The following is an 18,271-nucleotide window of genomic DNA, read 5'->3' as shown; positions in this document are numbered from 1 at the left end:
GCTTAGTTAATTTTAATTATAACTCCGTTTTTATCAGTGGTTAGCTTTCCGTTAGTTTTTTTACCGTTTAAAATTTCTTTACCATTTACTTTAATAGAAACTTCGTTTACAGTATCTTTTTCAATATGATTTTCTTCGTTGTAATCTTCATTATAATCTCCGTCATGATCTTCATCGTCCATTTCATCTGCAGGACAGTTCAAACATTTAATTTTTGAACCTTCTACTTTATAGTTGTAATTCCCGCTAAAGTGTAAGTTAAAGAAATTATCATCAGTATCATCATATTCCTGTATTGATGCATCTGGTTTAAATAATTGACCTTCTGGTAAATATAAGAACACGTCTACTTCCTGGCCTCTGAATTTGTTTTTAACATCTGTCAGAAAATAATTATCCAAAATTAAACGATTTCCATTAACCTGGTATTTAAAATTGATTTTTTCTGCTCTTTTTTTAGCGTTAGTTAATGAATTTCCTCTGGCGCTTTTTTCTATCTGAATATAAGGAGAAGCTTCATCAGTACGTAAAACATGTAAACGTACATCTGTTGAATAAATTAAATCATTTCCGGCTGAATCCTGTACAAATTGAAAATCTCCGTGACGATATAAATCTTTTGCATAATAGTCATTGTATCTAAATTTTACATACAAAGTATCTTTTGGAGTAATGGCAATTATTTTCTTTTCTACCACTTTATTGTCGCGAGAGATTTCTGTAGCCTGTTTAATTCCAAAACTAATTGCGATTGCAAGAGCGATAATCCATACAGCTAATAAAGTATATTTTGTAATGTTACCAATTGATTTTAAGTTTGGAGACAACAATTTAAATCCTAATAATGTTAAGAAGAAAAACGGAATCCCAAATACAAAAAGCATTAATAAACCAAAAGACCAAATAGGATATTCTGTAAAGTTTCCGGCTTCTATAAAGTTTTGCCAAGGAAATTCAACAAAAGCATTAGTTCCTAAAGTAAATACACCAATCAACAACATGATTAAAACTGTAATACCAGACATGATTAAAACTACTCCTAAAAACTTAGCGAAGATTTTAAAAACCGTGATGATAAAGTCTCCAAATGAACTACTTATTCTCTCAGCTCCCGACTTTACCTGGTTTCCCATTTTATCATAATCTGCATTTTTAAATTTATCAGATAATGAATCTATCTCTTCACGAACTTTTTTTTCAATGTTCGAAATCGTAACCGGTTCACCTGTCATTTCTAGCTTTTCAGAAGTTGTAACAGCCTCAGGCGTTACAATCCAAAGAACGAAATAAGCTAAAATTCCAGTTCCAAAACCTGCAAAAACAAAGATTAAGAATACGATTTTGATCCATACAGCGTCAATTCCAAAATAGTGAGCCAAACCAGTTGCAACACCGCCAATCATACCATTTTCTTTGTCACGGTATAATTTTTTGTGACTTCTTCCACTATAATTATTAAAAGACTGATTTGATTTTTCTTCCTCGTCAATGATATAGTCTTCTGGTTGTCCCATCACCGCAATCACTTCGTCAACGTCTTTCAGTCCAACAACATGTTTCTCGCTTTTTTGTTTTTCTGTTAATAATTCAGAAACACGCATTTCGATATCTTTAATAATTTCATCCTGTCCAGACGAGTTGTTAAGTGATCTTTTTATAGCGTCAAAATAGCGTGTCAATTTTAAATATGCATCTTCATCGATGTGAAAAAACATACCGCCTAAGTTAATATTTACTGTTTTGTTCATGACTTATTGATTTTGATTGGTGATTAGTTTTACGGCGTCAGACAATTCAGTCCAGGTACCGCTAAGTTCGTTTAAAAATGTTTGCCCTATTTCGGTTAATCCGTAATATTTTCTAGGTGGTCCAGATGTCGATTCTTCCCATCGATAATTTAGTAAACCGTCGTTTTTCAATCTAGTTAAAAGCGGATAAACTGTTCCCTCAACAACTAGTAATTTTGCGTTTTTTAAAGTGTCTAATATTTCAGATGTATATGCGTCTTTTTCTTTTAGAACAGATAAGATGCAAAACTCAAGAACACCTTTGCGCATCTGTGCTTTTGTGTTTTCAATGTTCATAATTTCATTTTGTTTTTTTTAGATTGAACAATTCGTTTTTTGATTGATGATAATTGATTGATGATTGATTGTTTTTGTGCTATAACCTTTAATCTTTTGTCACACTGAGCGAAGTCGAAGTGTTACTTTATAAAAGAAATCGTAAGCGGATATTTGTATAATTCTCCGTTTGAAGCTTTTATAGAAGCATAAATCACTAAAAAGAATTCAACAAATTTTAAAAGTCCAAAAAGTACTACTGCCGTAGCTCCAATACTTAAAAGGCCAATGTTTCCTTCAAAATTGAAATTTCTGATGTAGAAATCTTCATTGTCATTAAAAACAGCTTCGATTGGAAGGTTCTGTAAAAAAACCGTAACAAAAACCGGAATTGCGATTAAAGCTAAGATTAACGTGTAAAGCAATAAACTTAACTGAAAGTTCAAAGCTTGTTTTCCGTGATGATCTACAAACTCCGATTTGTCTTTATAACTTGACCAAATGATGATTGGAAAAATATAATTTCCAAACGGAATAATGTATTGACTTAATGTACTTAAATGTGCGAATGCCGAAGTATTCTTTTCTGATGATTTTTCCATGATGAGTGGTTTTGATTGAATGATTAAAAGCATATAGTAATTTCTTATGCAAATATATATCTAAAAGACAGTATCTTGTTTTGCATAGTACCAAATATTAACAAAATATTAACAAATACAAAATAAGTTTTTGAATCATAAATAATTGAAAATCATTGTTAAGTATTGATTTTACTGATGGTTTTAGAAAGTAATATCAATTTATTGTGCGTGCATAGTTTTTTTGTATTTTTACATAAAAAATATATCAAATGGCAATATCTGTATCTAAACTTAACAAATTTGTATTATTCAAATTACCGTCGGCATACTTTTGCGGCGTACGTGTAAAAGCAATCGATAAAGACAGATGTGTAGTAAGTGTAAAACACCGCTGGATAAATCAAAACCCTTTTAATTCAATGTATTTCGCTGTTCAGGCAATGGCTGCTGAGTTAACAACAGGCGCTTTGGTTATTTCACAAATTCAGCAAAGCGGTAAAAAAATCTCAATGCTTGTCGCTAATAATAAAGGGAACTTCACCAAAAAAGCAACCGGAAGAATAACTTTTGTATGCAACGACGGACATTTAATTGCCGAAGCCATTCAGCAGACAATCGCAACAGGCGAGGGACAAACCTTTTGGATGAAATCTATAGGAACTAATGAAGAAGGCGTTCAGGTTTCTGAAATGGATTTTGAATGGAGCGTTAGATTGAAATAAATCTTTTGCCACAGATTAAAAGGATTAACACTGATTTTTTCTATACATAAACTTTGACAAAGTTTAAAACTTTGTCAAAGTTCATGAAACTGAAATCTTTTTAATCCTTTTAATCTGTGGCAAAAACAAACATATAGAAAGACCTCAAGCAATTGAGGTCTTTTTTTGTATTTATTTGCTAATCAGTAAGTTTTGTTGTGTTTCGTTGTTTTTTTGAACCTTTTCTTTCGTAATTTTATTCTATAGTTTCTGCTTCCGGAAATATTTAGTCTGCTAATTTTATCTTCATTTATCAACACTAGTTTTGTATCTAAATTAAACTACATTTGTAAGATAAATATTTCATAAAAGTAAAACAGAATTTTATCAAGTTGTCTAAATCTTCAGGATTTACAAATTATGTTTTGATTTATCTTTTAATAGCATTTATCTAAAAAAGTAAAGTATATGGATGATAAAAAACAAATATTTCAGACGGTTACCCAAAAACGCTGGAAAACATTTCAATGGTCAAGCAGGCTTATTTTGTTTCTTCTTATTTTAATGGTTCCCATTTTCTTTATCACTTTAAAAAGAGGATTAAAACCGCCATTGCCGCTTTTGGCCAACAATAGCCGAGCTGGACATAGTTTAGAAAATCCTATTACACCAAAAGACTTAAGTGATAAAGAACTCAAAAAGTTTAAAGGGTTTGATTATTTCTTAAGAGAAAAAAAGAAAATAGAAAAATTACGAAAACAACCTGTTGTACCTAAAACAACTGAAGAAATTCGGTCAGCTTTTTATGTAGACTGGGATCCACAGAGTTTATTTTCACTCCAAAAAAATATTGACAAACTCAATATGGTAGTTCCCGAATGGTTTTTTATTGACCCAAAAACCGATTTACTGCGAACAGAAATTGATACAGCAGCATTGAAAGTAATGAAAAAAGGAAAGGTAAAAATCCTTCCGTTAATCAACAATATCAATGAATCTTTAGGTGAAGGTGAATTTGACGGCGATCTTATTCATCGCATTCTTCATGATAAAAATAAAAGAGAAAGACTAATTAATGATATTGTAAAGGCATTAAAAAAATATGATTTACAAGGAATAAATATCGATTTTGAAGAGTTTACAGAAAATAGCGATGAACCTATAATTGCTTTTCAAAAAGCTTTATATGAAAAATTGCATCCGCTTGGATATCTTGTTTCGCAGGACATCATGGCATCAGACGATGATTTTAATGTAAAAGCATTGGCAAAATACAATGATTATATGTTTTTGATGGCTTATGATGAACATTATGCCGGCAGTGTTCCGGGAGATGTAAGCAGTCAGAAATGGATAGAACGCATCGTAGACAAAACGGCGCAGGAAATTCCGTCAGAGAAAATTATTCTTTGTTTTGCCGGTTATGGTTACGACTGGCAGGAAAAACAAGAAGGAGAAACCATAACATACGATCAGGCAATTGCCATTGCAAAGCAGCATAATGCCACGATAAAATTTGATAATAACAGCTATAGTAACTCTTTTAATTATACAGATAGTAATGGTAAAAAACACGTCGTTAATTTTGAAGATGCCGCCACTAATTTTAATACCATAAGGTTTAGTGACGAATATGGTTTGGGAGGAACAGCTTTGTGGCGTTTAGGAAGTGAAGATCAACGTTTGTGGAGTTTTTATCAGCGCAGCTTAACAGACGAAAGCATCAATAAAAAGCCTTTCGATTTTAATGTAATGAAACGTGTCGATACCCGAATTGAAAGTCCTGCTTATATTGGAGACGGCGAAATATTAAATGTGATTGCAGCTCCTGCAGCGGGAAAAATAGAATTAGAAATCAATAATGACGAAGACATTATTACAGAACAGAAATATGTAGAATTACCAACAAAATACGTCATCAGCAAATTTGGAAATGTAAACAAACAAGTTATTTTAACTTTTGATGACGGACCGGATCCGGCCTATACACCGCAGATTTTAGATATTTTAAAAAAAGAAAAAGTACCCGCAGTATTTTTTGTGATTGGTATTCAGGGAGAAAATAATATTCCGTTGCTGCAAAGAATTTATAAAGAAGGCCATGAAATAGGCAATCATACTTTTACGCATCCAAATATTGCTTTGGTAAGTCCGGAACGCGCAGCCAAAGAAATGGAAACGACCCGATTATTAATCGAAGCCGTTACCGGAAAAAGTACAGTTCTTTTTAGAGCGCCTTATAATGCAGATGCCGAGCCCACAACAGAAGCCGAACTGAAACCAATTGCATTAAGCAAAGCGCAAAATTATTATACCGTTGGTGAAAGTATCGATCCAAATGATTGGGAAAAAGGCGTAAGTGCCGATTCTGTTTACATTAGAACCATACAACAATATGAAGCAAATCCCGATAAAGGAATTATTCTGCTTCACGATGCCGGAGGAAACAGAGAAGCTACAGTTATAGCCCTGCCTCGAATTATTAAATATTTTAAAGACAGACATATTCAGTTTACAACCGTTGCTCACTTGCTTGGTAAAACCAAAGATGAGATTATGCCAGAAGCAAAAGGGCCGTTTATTTCAGTCGATAATTTTATTTTTGATTTCGGATATTGGTTCGGAAATTTTATTACGGCTACATTTTGGGTGGCCATTTTTCTGGGGTTTTTCCGAATCGCATTAATGGCAATTATGGCTTTCATAAAAAAATGGAAAGATCACAAATACCCGCCGGTTTATAAACCTTTAAACGGAGTTGTCCCAAAAGTGAGTATTATTGTTCCGGCTTATAATGAAGAAATAAATGCGGTAAAAACAATCGAAAATTTATTAGGCCAGGATTATCCTGATTTTGATATCGTTTTTGTAGATGATGGATCTAAAGACAAAACTTTTGCCATGATAAATGAAGCTTTTGGCAATAATCCAAAAGTGAAAATCAATACCAAACCAAACGGAGGAAAAGCATCTGCCTTAAATTACGGAATTAAATTAACCCAAAATGAGTATGTGGTTTGCATTGATGCCGATACGCAGTTAAAAACAGATGCCATTTCGCAATTAATGAAAGGCTTTAGGATTCAATTAAAAAACAATGAAGAAATTGGTGCGATTGCCGGAAATGTAAAAGTCGGAAACGAAAATACAATGCTTACCAAATGGCAGAGTATTGAATACACGACCGCACAAAATTTTGACCGCAGGGCTTTTGATTTAATTAACGGAATTACGGTTGTTCCAGGAGCAATTGGTGCCTTTAAGAAAGAAGCAATTGAAAAAGCAGGAGGATTTACAACCGATACACTTGCTGAAGATTGCGATTTGACGATTCGTATTTTAAGAAACAATTACCGCATTATAAATTGTATTGAAGCAGTTGCCATAACAGAAGCTCCGGAAAGTTTGAAAGAATTTATGAAACAGCGTTTCCGCTGGAGTTATGGTATTATGCAGGCGTTTTTTAAAAACAGAGATGCGTGCTTTAATCCAAGGTATAAAGGATTAGGAATGGTTGCTTTGCCCAATATTCTTCTTTTTCAAATCGTTTTACCAATCTTTGCGCCTTTGGCAGATTTAATTCTTATTTTAAGTTTAATCTGGAATTTCAATGATCCTGACAGTCTTCATAAAATATTGATTTATTATATTGCTTTTATGGTGGTAGATATGCTGGTTAGTGTTATTGCGTTTATTTTCGAAAAAGAAAAACTGACCAAATTAATATGGTTGATTCCGCAGCGATTTGTGTACCGACAATTGATGTATGTGATTTTATTTAGAGCATTAAGAAGAGCCATAAAAGGAGAAAGCCAAAGCTGGGGAGTTCTCACCAGAACAGGAAATGTTGCAACAGTGAAATAGTTTTGTTTTTTGCCACAGATTAAAAGGATTAAAAAGATTTCTTTGGGAAGAACTTTGACAAAGTTGGACGAGTTTTCGCCACGAATTACACGAATTTCCACAAATTTTTAAAGTTAAAATTAAAATGCTAAAGCATTTTATAAAAAAATAATTCGTGAAAATTCGTGTAATTCGTGGCAAAAAAAACATACAAAAAGGCCTCAAATATTTGAGGCCTTTTCAATTAATACATGTTGCGATTATTTCTTAGCGCAGCATTTTTTGTCTTTTTTTGCATCTGTTTTTTTGCAGCAAGATTCTTTTTTAGCTTTTTCTTTCTTAGCAGGCGTTGTATCCTGAGCTTGTAATCCAATTGTAAATAACGCGATGGTTAAAACGGTAAATAATTTTTGCATTTTTTGTAAATTTAATTGTTAATAATTTTCGTTTTTTGATTGAAGATGATGGTTCAAATATAATACGATTTAGTTTTGGAATTTGTCAACGATAAGTTAATATGAAAAAATGATTTTAATTACAGCATGGTAATCAGCATAATTAAACTCATTAGAATCATCAAACCATCTTCTATAATCGTTACGGTACTCATTGGTAAATTGAAAACAGCACCTAAACAAGCACACTGAATTTTCTTTTTATTTAATACCGATTGCAAAACACCAACGATACTAATGGTCATGACGATAAAGGTAATGGCATTAGTCAATAAGGGATTGAAATTTAACAAATATGAAATTCCCAAACCAAGTTCAATAAAAGCATAGACATATCCCCAGGCCGGAATTTTTTTTGCCAGAACATCATACATCATATAACTTTCGGCAAAACCTTTTAGATTTAATAATTTAAAAAACGAAAAAACCAGAAAAAATCCTGCCATAAAGTGTGGCATGGCTTGCATATAGTCAAAATGATGATTGGTATATTGTATTAATAAAGTAACTAAACTGATGTAGAAAAAAATCAATAAAATAGGTTTATAAGTAGCAAACCATGATTTTACTTCTTCGGTGTTTTCATTATGATTGACAGCTTTGATCTCGTATTTACTTTCTAATGCGTTTTGCAATTCGGCCAGCGCAATGTGCTTGTTCATCGATATTGTTGCGGTGTTGTTATCTTTAGAAACGGTAACATCGGTTACGTTATCTACAAGCTGAAGCGCTTTTTTTACTTTGTCTTCGCAGCTTGTACAAGTCATTCCGTTTAGTTGATATGTGTGGGTCATTGTTTTATTTATTATATATTACAATGCAAATTTCCGAAGTAAGATTTACAAGGGTTTGTATAATTTTGAGAATGATTTGTAAGATTTACTAAAAGTTTTTTTTTAACGCAAAGAGCGCTAAGGTTTTTTTGATATGCTGGGGTTTGTAAAAACGCAAAGTTCGCAAAGCCTTTCCTAAAAAACTTTGTTAAACTTGCGTAAACCTTTGCGGTTAAATTTTTTTGTACCTTTGTAATAATAAAATTAAGATTATGACAACTATAACTATAAATGAAAAAACAAAAGCTGGCAAAACATTGCTTGAGCTTGCGAAGTTGTTAGCTGTTACAAATAAAGGAGTGAAAATAGAAGAGAATGAAAGTCCTTATAATCCTGAATTTGTTGCTATGATAGAAAAGCGTTATGCAGATTATAAAAGTGGAAAATCTAAAACAATAACGGTTGATCCGAATGATGTATAGGGAAGTTTAGGGTTGAAGTAATTCAAGAAGCAAAAAACGATATAGCAAAGCATTTAAAATCAGGTAATCAATCTAGCATAAAAAAAATTGCAAAAATTCTTGAAGAGCTTAGCGAAACTCCATTTGAAGGGGTTGGGAAACCAGAAGCGCTAAAACATCAGTTTTCAGGATTTTGGTCGAGAGAAATAAATAAAAAAGACAGACTTATATATAGTGTTGAGGAAGAAATTGTAACGGTTGTTGTGATTTCGGCAATGGGACATTATTCAGATAAATAAAAAAACGTGCTAATAAATTTTAGCACGTTTTTTTTTTAAGACAAAGTAATTCGTCATTTTTGTCATTTCGATTTCTATGATAAAACCAAATCTTTTTCATAAAAGGTTTGGTTTTTTATTACTGCAAAAACTCGATGTATTATTTTGTTTCTCACAGCATTTAAAACACTCATTTTATTTTTTCCTTCATCAATTTTTCTAATGTAATATCTTCTCAGATCATTATCTAATCTAATTGCACTCATTGCTGCCAGATGTAGAATAGTTTTCAGGTTTTTATCGGCAAGCATTGACACTCCAGGTCTTCTTTTTAATGAGGTTCCGGATTGAAAATCGAAAGGTACAACTCCGCTGTAACATGCCATTTTTCTAGGATCAGTTATCACTGTAAAACCTTCTGTTTTTGATATTAATGTCCATGATAAAATCTGACCTACTCCAGGAACAGATTTTATCAGTTTCTGCTGACAGCTTAGGTTTTCATCATTATGGATTACTTCTTCAATATCATTTTCAATAACCTTAATTTGTCCCTCAATATTTTTAATGAGTTTTACATTTAGACTTTTTAGCTCTTTGTCCAATGCCTTTCATTAATTTGTAATCATGCTGCTGAACCATAAGCTGCTTTTTGATTTTTATTCTTAAAGCTCTTTCGGTCAATAGTATTTTTATTTTTTTAATGGAGCACGAACTTGGTTTCCATTCTCTATTTTCTTGATAATTCTTCTCAATAAAACTACAAATTCGCAGGGCATCAATTTTATCATTTTTACCTCTGACAAGACCTATACTTTTCTTGATATGCAGAGCCGATATTACATAAACTTTAAAGTTGAATTTTTCCAATACTTCAAAAAGATTCCAATTGTATCTGCCTGTATTTTCCATTGCTAAAATTACATTCTCATCTGAATATTTTTTAAAAAAGCGCTTTATAGCCGGAACGTTATTCTCAATAGAATAGTAATTTAATGATTCTTCTTTTACACAAATATCTAAAGTCTTGCTGCTGATATCAATGCCAATAATAATGTTTTTCATAACTTTGCTTTTACGATTCAACAAATGATTTGAGAAATTCATCATAAGCTCAACTCCTTAATAACGGGTCACTAGCCCAAATTTCTATCTGAGTCTTTGATGAAAAGGAAGCTAAAGTCTTAATCAAGATATGAGTCACAAACTCAGAGGAACGAATAGTTTACTTTTGCTTCCTTTCTCAATCATAAATTTACTTAAAAATTCAAAAAACAAATCTAAAGGAGGAACGAGAAATCGCACTAGAAACTCCATTCCTAAAAGCGTCAATCTTTGTCAATTTACGAGTGCGATTTCTCGTTCCTCGAAATGACAAACTAGATGCTTAATTGTTAACTTAAAAAAAACTTTGCGCTTTTGCGACTTTGCGAGAAATAGACTCTTTTACAAATTCTCGATCTGAATGCGTTTCTTATCTTTCAGCTGTTTGAAATAAGTAGGTGTGAAACCCGTAATTTTCTTAAACTGATTGCTTAAATGCGCTACGTTACTGTAATTTAAAAGATCAGCGATTTCACTTAAAGAAAGTTCATTGTAAATCAATAACTCTTTTACCTTTTCTATTTTCTGGCTGATAAAATACTTTTCAATTGTAGTATTTTCAATTTCAGAGAAAAGGTTACTTAACGAATTATAATCCTGATTGATGTTTTCGACTAAATAATCAGATAAATTGATTTTGAGTTCGTTGTTTTTATGATGAACCAAATCGACAATAAGATTTTTAATTTTCTCGATGGTTTTGGTTTTTTTATCATCCAATAAATCAAAACCTAAAGTCTGCAGGTTTTTAAGCAAAACTTCTTTTTGAGAATCGTTGATTTCATCTTGAAGTTCTACTTCGCCTAATTCGACAGAAATAGTCTGAAGTCCGAGTTTTTCAAACTCAGACTTCACAACCATTTTACAGCGGGCACACACCATGTTTTTGATGTAGAGCGTCATATTTATTTGATGGTTTCTACCACGTTTCCGCAAGTTAACATCGAAGAACCGTAATACGGATTCTTAACTGCTTTTTCTTTGCTTAACCAATCTGCGTCTGCCATAGGGCAATATTGTTTGTAAACAACATCAGTCGATTTTGAAACTTTAATTAAAGTATACGTATTTTTTGAAAGTGATTTAAAAGTCTCGCGCTGCTTTTTTAAATCTGTTGTAGTCGAAATACTTTTGGCATCGGCAGTTAATTTTTTTACCACTTTCATCCAGGCTGTATGTTCGTCAGTTTTTAATTTTTCCATTTTTATGGCGGTAATCGCATTTAATAAATCTTTGGCTTTCGCCGAAGTTGCTTTTGCATCACTTTTAATCAGCGCATCTTTTACAGTAAAATAAGCATCATAAACAGATTGCAGCTGACTTGAATCAGTAATTTCAATTCCTGTTTCTGTTGTTTTTATTGTGTTTGCCTGAATCGTATTTGCAGAAAATAATAAGGTAATTATTGCTGCTATAGTTGATATCGTGTTTTTCATTGTGTGTGAATTTTGATAGAGAATGTAATTTTCTCTAAGTTAAATAATTTAGGATGTTTTTAATCTCGCAATCCCGATAGCTATCGGGAGCAAAGTTTAATGTTTTTTCTTCGAGCCTTTGTGCCTTAGCGGCAAAACACTATTATGGCTGTCAGAAATAGAATTACTTTATTTTAGGAATTAACCAAATAGAGGTGAAACCATCAGAAATACTGGCGGTTTTATAGTAAGAAACAGATTTCTCCGAAGAAAAATTAAAGAGATTATTTTCGAATTCAAATTCGTTTGTAGTAATTAAACTAAATTGTAAAGCAGTAGTTGTACAGCTAGAATGATCACATTTTCCGCTGCAGCCGTGCTGATCTTTAGAATCATGACCTTTTTTGCAGCAATCTTCCTGACAAGAATGGGAATTCTCTTTTTTAGAAACAGCTTTCTTTTCGCATGAAGTTTTCTCAGAAGATTTTCCACACGCATAACCTGAATTGGACATCAAAAAGAAGCCAAAAGTTAAAAGGAAAAATAATATGTGAACTTTTTTCTTCAATGAAAATGCTTTGGAATTACAAATTTAGATAATTTTTTTAAGAGCCGTTACTTATTTAAGATTTCAAATTTTATGTTTTCTTAAAATCAGTCGGCTTCATGTTTTTCTTCTTTTTAAAATAATTCGAAAGATGGCTTTCATCAGTAAAACCAAATTCATAAGCAATTTGTTTTATAGAAAGTTTGTCGTTATGAATCCGTTTTTCGATTAAAGTCGTTCGCAGGTTATTGATATAATCACGATAACTGATAGAAAAAGTCCTTTTAAAATAAGCACTAAAATAAGTTTCGGCAATATTAAAATGACTGGCGATGACTTTTATCTGAACCAATTTCGGGTTATAAATATTCTGATGAATATAAGTCGCAATTTGTTCGTTATCGATATGCGTCGATTCCATTCGCAGATTCATACATTTTATAGTTTCTTTGATTACGCCAAAAATCGAAAGAATCTGATAAAAGATAATTGGTGAAGTCGAAACATCGGTTTTACAATTATAAGCCGTAATATTTTCGATTGTATTTTTAAGAATCGTTTTGCACGGATCGTCTAATTTTAAAACGGTTTCCTTTAATAATTTATCCCGCATAAAATTTTCAGGAGTGTGAATTAAGAATTCATCGCAGGTTAAATTTTGTTTAGAGTTAAAGTAATTGTCGGTGAATTTGATATAAACAAAGCGTGTTGATTTTTTAATATCAAAATAATGTTCGTCTTCTGGCGAAATCACAAATAAATCTCCGGATTTGTACGGAAGAAGATTATTGTTGAGGTGATGAACGCCGCTTCCTTTCTTTATATAGATGATTTCGTAATAGGTATGTGTATGCGGCGGAAGATGAAATTTTTCATCTTCAAACTCATGAATGACAAGAGTTTCAAATTGATTTAATTTCGGCATGTTTTATTATTACAAGTTTATGTTGTAAATGTACAACTTTTTTCTTGCTTAATGGTGTTAAATTTGCAACGTAGAAAGTCTTTCCCTTTCTCATCCAATCAAAATGAAAAAAAGTCTTATTGCACTCTCTTTTGGAGGCTTAACAATCGGTATAACCGAATTTGTAATGATGGGTCTTCTTCCTGATATCGCTTCAGATATGAAAGTTAGTATTCCCGTTGCCGGATATTTAATTTCTGCTTATGCACTTGGAGTCGTTATTGGCGCTCCTTTATTAGTAATACTTGGAAGAAATTTTCCACCTAAAAAAATGCTTTTAATTTTAGCTTTGATGTTAACGGTTTTTAACGCGCTTTCGATTATTGCACCTTCTTATAATTTTTTATTTGCTTCGCGATTTTTATCGGGATTACCGCATGGAGCGTTTTTTGGAGTGGGTGCGGTAGTTGCAAGCCGTTTAGCCGACAAAGGAAAAGAAGCACAGGCGATTGCAATTATGTTTTCGGGTTTAACCCTGGCTAATTTAATTGGTGTCCCAATCGGAACTTACATTGGCCATAATTTTATCTGGCGTTATACTTTTGTATTAATTGCCGTTGTGGGTCTGTTAACCTTTTTGCTTATTTCTTTATGGATGCCAAAGCTGGATAAGGGTGAAACAGTAAATATGAAAAAACAATTAGAATTTTTCAAAAGAACCGAAGCTTGGCTAATTATAGGAATTACTGCCATTGGTTTTGGGGGATTATTTGCCTGGATTAGTTATATCGCTCCTTTATTGATTAACGTTTCGAAATTTGGCGAAGGTGATGTTTCATATATTTTAATTCTTGCCGGACTTGGAATGGTTGTTGGAAATTTTGCCGGAGGAAAACTGGCAGATAAATATTCACCTGCGCCAACCACTTTAGCCTTGTTGTTTATCATGTCAATCGATTTGATTTTGGTTTATTTTTTCTCATCAAATCAATATATTTCATTGTTTTTGACATTCTTAACGGGAGCTATTTCTTTCTCCGTTATTGCGCCAATTCAAATGTTGATGATACGAACTGCAAAAGGTGCAGAGATGATTGCTTCGGCTTCTTTGCAGGGAAGTTTTAATATCGGAAACGCTCTTGGAGCTTTCCTTGGCGGATTACCTTTAACAGCCGGATACAGCTACGAATCTCCAAATCTTATAGGAGTTGGAATGTCGATTGTTGGAATGCTTATCACAGTGACATTAATTAAAATGCGCAAGAACGACTTGAAGCTTCAAAGCGCATAAATTTTATATTTATATAAATATCAAACCCTTAGATTATTTCTAAGGGTTTTTTTATGGCCAAAAAATATTTTAGGATTTGTTTAGGGTTTTGAGTGCTTGTTTAAAAACTGTAGTAGAAGTTTAAAAACGAGTTGTAGGTTTCTTTTTTGAAAGAAAACTTGTTAAAAATGACATCAGTTAAAAATTTTATTTGATTTTTTCAGCAATTTTAAATGTTAAAAATACACTTAAAAATTTATTAAATTGTAAGCTTGTAATCGATTGTTTTTTTAGATAAAATCGTAACAAATTATCAAATTACGATAATATATTTAATATTTATATATCGGTAAAATTACAGAAGTCGTATAAAAAAGCTGTTTTATTTTTGATATATAATTCTATTTATGAAATTTTTATGAATTTTAATTTTTTATATTAAAAAAATATCTATGTTTGTGTAATCGATTACAACTTTTTCAGGCATTGTTAATGGAAGTTTCGATTCTTACAAAAACTGAATGATTAAAATTCCAAAATAGTATAGACATATGCTTTGTTATTAATAGCAGAGACTGGACTTGCAAACAAAAAAAGAAACCACAAAAACCACTTTTAAACAATTTACTAACTTAAACAAACAACCATGAATTTTAAAGATTTATTAAACAAGGGAGCAAATCATTGCTTTGCATTTGTTTTTTTATTGTGCTTGCTGTTGAGCAATCGAGCGAATGCTCAGACAGTGACAATAGAAGGAACCGTTAAGGATGCAGCCGGACTTTCTTTGCCAGGGGTTAATGTACTGGAGAAAGGAACGAAGAACGGGACTTCTACAGATTTTGACGGCCACTATAAATTAAAATTAACCAATCCAAAAGCGGTTTTAAGCTTTTCATTTATAGGATTTAAAACTATTGAAATACCTACAGAAGGAAAAGCCAAAGTAAATGCAACTATGTCTGAAGATTCAAATAACCTAAACGAAGTTGTTGTAATTGGGTATGGAACTTCAAAAAAATCTGATTTAACGGGTGCAGTGGCGACATTTTCCGGAAATGAAATGCGTAAAATTCCTGTTCCTAACGTAGCAGAAGCCTTAACGGGACGTATAGCGGGAGTTCAGGTAACTTCTTCGGAAGGTTCACCGGATTCAAACGTTCAGATTAGAATTCGTGGAAACGGTTCTTTAACGCAGGATGCTTCACCGTTATACATTGTGGACGGATTTCCGGTAAATAATATTAATGACATTTCTTCTTCGGATATTGATACGATGACCATATTAAAAGATGCATCGTCCACCGCAATTTATGGTTCAAGAGGAGCGTATGGAGTTGTTATTGTAACGACTAAGAAAGGTAAAGATGGTAAAATCTCCGTAAACTATAATATGTTTTACGGTATGAAAAAACTAGCCAATACTATTGATGTTACAGCTCCGGAAGATTATGTGAAATGGCAGTATGAGTATGCTTTGCTTAAGGATAGTGCTAATTTAAATTCTTATGAGAAATATTTTGGTTCATGGAATGATTATGACATGTATAAAGGCATGAAAGGTAATGACTGGCAAAGACAGGTTTTTGGGCGTACAGGTGAAGTTCAAAGCCGTGACTTATCTATTCGCGGCGGTTCAGATAAAATGAACTATAATTTCAATTATGCTCATTATGATGAAAAAGCAATCATGGACGGATCAGATTTTAATAGAAATAACTTGTCGCTGGCTTTAAACAGTAAAGCTTCTGATAAAGTTGATTTGAGTTTTACAGTTCGTTATTCAGATACAGAAATTAATGGTGGTGGAATGAACGAGCAAAATGAAGTTTCATCGGCAGATTCTCGTTTAAAAAATATTGTGGGATATGCTCCAATTCCGGTTCCGGGTTTAACAACTGATGATACTGATGAAGCGGTTTCGGATAATTTAACGCATCCTTTTGTGGCTATTGCTGACACTGACCGCCAGCAGTTTAGAAAAAACTTTAATATGCTGGGAAGTTTTTCATGGAAACTTACTTCAGATTTAGTGTTTAAAACAGAATTAGGCTGGGATAATTACAATTATTTAGACTATCGTTATTTTGGACGTTCTACTTATTATGTAAAAAATAATCCGGCGGCAGAAAGACAAGGTATGCCTGCTATGATAATGGGAGACAGAAAAGATACTCGTTTTAGAAATGCTAATACGCTGAACTATGATTTGAAAAAATTCGTTGGAGAAAATCATAGTTTAAAAGTACTTTTTGGTGAGGAGTCTATTGAATACAAAAGAAACGATGTAAATACTGCCATTCATGGTTATCCATTGACTTTTGGTTTAGATCAGGCAAAAAAATTAACGACTCAGGGAACACCGGTTTCAGTGGATAATTTCTATTTTCCAGATGATAAATTACTTTCATTCTTTGGTCGTGTAAATTACGAGTATAAAGATCGTTACCTTTTTACAGCAACGTATCGTGCGGACGGTTCAAGTAAATTTTTAGGCGATAATAAATGGGGATTTTTCCCGGCGGCTGCGGCTGCGTGGAAAATTTCGGGAGAAGAATTTATGAAAAATGCTTCATGGATCAATTTGCTTAAACTTAGAGTAAGTTATGGTGAAGCAGGAAATAACAATATCCCAACAGGACAAATGGTTCAGAGTTTTACCTCTACAACATCTACTTGGATTAATGGTGTTGATAATTACTGGGCGCCTTCTAAAACAATGGCAAACCCGGATTTAAAATGGGAAACTACGGTGACGCAAAACTTAGGTTTAGATTTCGATTTGTTTAAAAACCGTGTTACAGGTTCTGTTGAGGTGTATAAAAACGTTACAAAAGATTTATTGATCAATTTCCCAATTTCAGGAGGATATGATTTCCAATACAGAAACATGGGTGAAGTTCAAAACAGCGGAGTTGAAGCTACTTTAAATCTTAACCTAATCGAAAGAGAGAAATTCGGCGTAAGCTTATCGTTTAATGCCGGATTTAACACCAATAAAATCAACTCACTTGGTGTAATGAGCAACTTTGGTGCAAGTTCCGGATGGGCTTCTACTGCGATTGGAAATGATTATTTAGTAAATGTAGGCCAGTCAATAGGTGTGATGTACGGATATAAAAGTGACGGACGTTACGAAGTATCTGATTTCAATTATAACGCAGGAGCTTACACTTTAAAAACCGGAGTACCAGATGGTACTACAATTGTTGGGCCTATGAAACCGGGTGCAATGAAATTGAAAGATATTAATGGTGATAATAAAATAGATGCAAATGATCTTACGGTGATTGGAAATGCAAATCCAAAAACGACAGGAGGTTTTGTATTGAATGCGAATGCATATGGATTTGATCTTTCTGCAGCATTTAACTACAGCATTGGGAATGATGTTTATAATGCCAACAAAATTGAATTTTCTACTTCAATTCCAAATGGACAATATAGAAATTTAAATACTGAAATGGCTGACGGAACAAGATGGACAAACTTTGATCCTGCAACGGGACAGCTAGTAACAGATCCTGCGGCGCTGGGGGCTTTAAATGCAAATACTACAATGTGGTCACCTTATATGCCGCGTTATGTTTTTAGTGACTGGGCTGTTGAAGACGGGTCTTTTTTAAGACTTAATACTTTGAGTTTAGGTTATACTACACCAAATAATTTAACTTCTGCTTTAGGCGTTTCTAAGTTAAGATTTTACTTAACTGCCAGTAACGTATTTGTCTGGACTAAATATACCGGACAAGATCCTGAAGCTTCAACAAGAAGAAATACACCGTTGACTCCTGGGGTTGATTATTCAGCTTATCCAAGAAGCAGACAGTTGATATTTGGTTTAAACCTTAATTTTTAATTCAGTAAAACTTT

Annotated in this window: 17 protein-coding genes; 6 read left to right on the top strand and 11 right to left on the bottom strand. The window is 32.8% G+C overall.

Translation table 11 applies throughout. From position 1 onward, the window contains the following. Positions 1-2: 2 nt before the first annotated feature. The 3 genes from NLJ00_RS01270 to NLJ00_RS01260 form a co-directional block, all read right to left on the bottom strand. Positions 3-1,748: a PspC domain-containing protein gene (locus NLJ00_RS01270; RefSeq protein WP_256636002.1), complete on the bottom strand. Its 1,746-nt coding sequence runs from the start codon at positions 1,746-1,748 to the stop codon at positions 3-5. A 3-nt stretch (positions 1,749-1,751) separates the two neighbouring features. Further along, complete coding sequence (locus NLJ00_RS01265; RefSeq protein ID WP_017498072.1) at positions 1,752-2,084, bottom strand: PadR family transcriptional regulator; 333 nt, start codon at positions 2,082-2,084, stop codon at positions 1,752-1,754. Between the two features lie 122 nt (positions 2,085-2,206). Continuing rightward, positions 2,207-2,665, bottom strand: a complete 459-nt coding sequence (locus NLJ00_RS01260; RefSeq protein ID WP_256636001.1) for a DUF4870 domain-containing protein — start codon at positions 2,663-2,665, stop codon at positions 2,207-2,209. 251 nt (positions 2,666-2,916) lie between these two features. On the opposite strand from NLJ00_RS01260, the gene NLJ00_RS01255 reads away from it, so the two are divergent. Both NLJ00_RS01255 and NLJ00_RS01250 read left to right on the top strand, forming a co-directional pair. After that, positions 2,917-3,369, top strand: a complete 453-nt coding sequence (locus NLJ00_RS01255) for a DUF4442 domain-containing protein (protein ID WP_180860058.1) — start codon at positions 2,917-2,919, stop codon at positions 3,367-3,369. A gap of 447 nt (positions 3,370-3,816) precedes the next feature. After that, positions 3,817-7,212 (top strand): polysaccharide deacetylase family protein, encoded by a 3,396-nt coding sequence (locus NLJ00_RS01250; protein ID WP_256636000.1) that lies wholly within the window; start codon positions 3,817-3,819, stop codon positions 7,210-7,212. Positions 7,213-7,451: 239 nt separating this feature from the next. Here the strand turns inward: NLJ00_RS01250 and NLJ00_RS01245 are convergent, their stop codons facing one another. Beyond that, the gene (locus NLJ00_RS01245) at positions 7,452-7,607 is read right to left on the bottom strand and encodes a hypothetical protein (RefSeq protein WP_165590691.1); all 156 of its coding nucleotides are present in this window, start codon (positions 7,605-7,607) and stop codon (positions 7,452-7,454) included. A 119-nt stretch (positions 7,608-7,726) separates the two neighbouring features. After that, on the bottom strand, positions 7,727-8,440 hold the full coding sequence (locus NLJ00_RS01240) for a heavy-metal-associated domain-containing protein (protein ID WP_256635999.1): 714 nt from the start codon (positions 8,438-8,440) through the stop codon (positions 7,727-7,729). Positions 8,441-8,691: 251 nt separating this feature from the next. Here NLJ00_RS01240 and NLJ00_RS01235 point away from each other — a divergent pair, with 251 nt between their 5' ends. Both NLJ00_RS01235 and NLJ00_RS01230 read left to right on the top strand, forming a co-directional pair. Beyond that, complete coding sequence (locus tag NLJ00_RS01235) at positions 8,692-8,901, top strand: DUF2683 family protein (protein ID WP_256635998.1); 210 nt, start codon at positions 8,692-8,694, stop codon at positions 8,899-8,901. Continuing rightward, the gene (locus NLJ00_RS01230) at positions 8,898-9,179 is read left to right on the top strand and encodes a Txe/YoeB family addiction module toxin (RefSeq protein ID WP_332022863.1); all 282 of its coding nucleotides are present in this window, start codon (positions 8,898-8,900) and stop codon (positions 9,177-9,179) included. The genes NLJ00_RS01235 and NLJ00_RS01230 overlap by 4 nt, the downstream gene beginning before the upstream one ends. A 74-nt stretch (positions 9,180-9,253) precedes the next feature. Here the strand turns inward: NLJ00_RS01230 and NLJ00_RS01225 are convergent, their stop codons facing one another. The 6 genes from NLJ00_RS01225 to NLJ00_RS01200 form a co-directional block, all read right to left on the bottom strand. Further along, a complete protein-coding gene (locus NLJ00_RS01225; RefSeq protein ID WP_256635282.1) occupies positions 9,254-9,763 on the bottom strand; it encodes an IS110 family transposase in 510 nt (169 codons plus the stop codon). Then, positions 9,723-10,223, bottom strand: coding sequence for an IS110 family transposase (locus tag NLJ00_RS01220; protein ID WP_256635283.1), 501 nt, complete (start codon positions 10,221-10,223; stop codon positions 9,723-9,725). Before NLJ00_RS01220 ends, NLJ00_RS01225 begins: the two co-directional genes overlap by 41 nt. Before the next feature lie 381 nt (positions 10,224-10,604). After that, complete coding sequence (locus NLJ00_RS01215) at positions 10,605-11,165, bottom strand: helix-turn-helix domain-containing protein (protein WP_256635997.1); 561 nt, start codon at positions 11,163-11,165, stop codon at positions 10,605-10,607. A gap of 2 nt (positions 11,166-11,167) precedes the next feature. Next, complete coding sequence (locus tag NLJ00_RS01210; RefSeq protein WP_256635996.1) at positions 11,168-11,698, bottom strand: DUF3347 domain-containing protein; 531 nt, start codon at positions 11,696-11,698, stop codon at positions 11,168-11,170. Between the two features lie 163 nt (positions 11,699-11,861). Next, positions 11,862-12,245: a hypothetical protein gene (locus NLJ00_RS01205; protein WP_256635995.1), complete on the bottom strand. Its 384-nt coding sequence runs from the start codon at positions 12,243-12,245 to the stop codon at positions 11,862-11,864. A 70-nt stretch (positions 12,246-12,315) separates the two neighbouring features. Next, positions 12,316-13,149: an AraC family transcriptional regulator gene (locus NLJ00_RS01200; protein WP_256635994.1), complete on the bottom strand. Its 834-nt coding sequence runs from the start codon at positions 13,147-13,149 to the stop codon at positions 12,316-12,318. Between the two features lie 103 nt (positions 13,150-13,252). On the opposite strand from NLJ00_RS01200, the gene NLJ00_RS01195 reads away from it, so the two are divergent. Both NLJ00_RS01195 and NLJ00_RS01190 read left to right on the top strand, forming a co-directional pair. After that, the gene (locus tag NLJ00_RS01195) at positions 13,253-14,419 is read left to right on the top strand and encodes an MFS transporter (RefSeq protein WP_256635993.1); all 1,167 of its coding nucleotides are present in this window, start codon (positions 13,253-13,255) and stop codon (positions 14,417-14,419) included. 625 nt (positions 14,420-15,044) lie between these two features. After that, entirely contained in the window at positions 15,045-18,257 is a 3,213-nt protein-coding gene (locus tag NLJ00_RS01190) for a SusC/RagA family TonB-linked outer membrane protein (protein WP_256635992.1), read from the top strand. Positions 18,258-18,271: the final 14 nt, after the last annotated feature.

This window comes from Flavobacterium panici (assembly GCF_024499525.1).
Lineage (GTDB): Bacteria > Bacteroidota > Bacteroidia > Flavobacteriales > Flavobacteriaceae > Flavobacterium > Flavobacterium panici.
The sequence above is the reverse complement of the archived record's forward strand: the minus strand, read 5'-3'. Positions and strand labels throughout refer to the sequence as shown.

Excerpts from the sequence above, each read along its gene's own strand:
- NLJ00_RS01270 (WP_256636002.1), bottom strand. The coding sequence starts at position 1,748 with ATGAACAAAACAGTAAATATTAACTTAGGCGGTATGTTTTTTCACATC.
- NLJ00_RS01265 (WP_017498072.1), bottom strand. The coding sequence starts at position 2,084 with ATGAACATTGAAAACACAAAAGCACAGATGCGCAAAGGTGTTCTTGAG.
- NLJ00_RS01260 (WP_256636001.1), bottom strand. The coding sequence starts at position 2,665 with ATGGAAAAATCATCAGAAAAGAATACTTCGGCATTCGCACATTTAAGT.
- NLJ00_RS01255 (WP_180860058.1), top strand. The coding sequence starts at position 2,917 with ATGGCAATATCTGTATCTAAACTTAACAAATTTGTATTATTCAAATTA.
- NLJ00_RS01250 (WP_256636000.1), top strand. The coding sequence starts at position 3,817 with ATGGATGATAAAAAACAAATATTTCAGACGGTTACCCAAAAACGCTGG.
- NLJ00_RS01245 (WP_165590691.1), bottom strand. The coding sequence starts at position 7,607 with ATGCAAAAATTATTTACCGTTTTAACCATCGCGTTATTTACAATTGGA.
- NLJ00_RS01240 (WP_256635999.1), bottom strand. The coding sequence starts at position 8,440 with ATGACCCACACATATCAACTAAACGGAATGACTTGTACAAGCTGCGAA.
- NLJ00_RS01235 (WP_256635998.1), top strand. The coding sequence starts at position 8,692 with ATGACAACTATAACTATAAATGAAAAAACAAAAGCTGGCAAAACATTG.
- NLJ00_RS01220 (WP_256635283.1), bottom strand. The coding sequence starts at position 10,223 with ATGAAAAACATTATTATTGGCATTGATATCAGCAGCAAGACTTTAGAT.
- NLJ00_RS01215 (WP_256635997.1), bottom strand. The coding sequence starts at position 11,165 with ATGACGCTCTACATCAAAAACATGGTGTGTGCCCGCTGTAAAATGGTT.
- NLJ00_RS01210 (WP_256635996.1), bottom strand. The coding sequence starts at position 11,698 with ATGAAAAACACGATATCAACTATAGCAGCAATAATTACCTTATTATTT.
- NLJ00_RS01200 (WP_256635994.1), bottom strand. The coding sequence starts at position 13,149 with ATGCCGAAATTAAATCAATTTGAAACTCTTGTCATTCATGAGTTTGAA.
- NLJ00_RS01195 (WP_256635993.1), top strand. The coding sequence starts at position 13,253 with ATGAAAAAAAGTCTTATTGCACTCTCTTTTGGAGGCTTAACAATCGGT.
- NLJ00_RS01190 (WP_256635992.1), top strand. The coding sequence starts at position 15,045 with ATGAATTTTAAAGATTTATTAAACAAGGGAGCAAATCATTGCTTTGCA.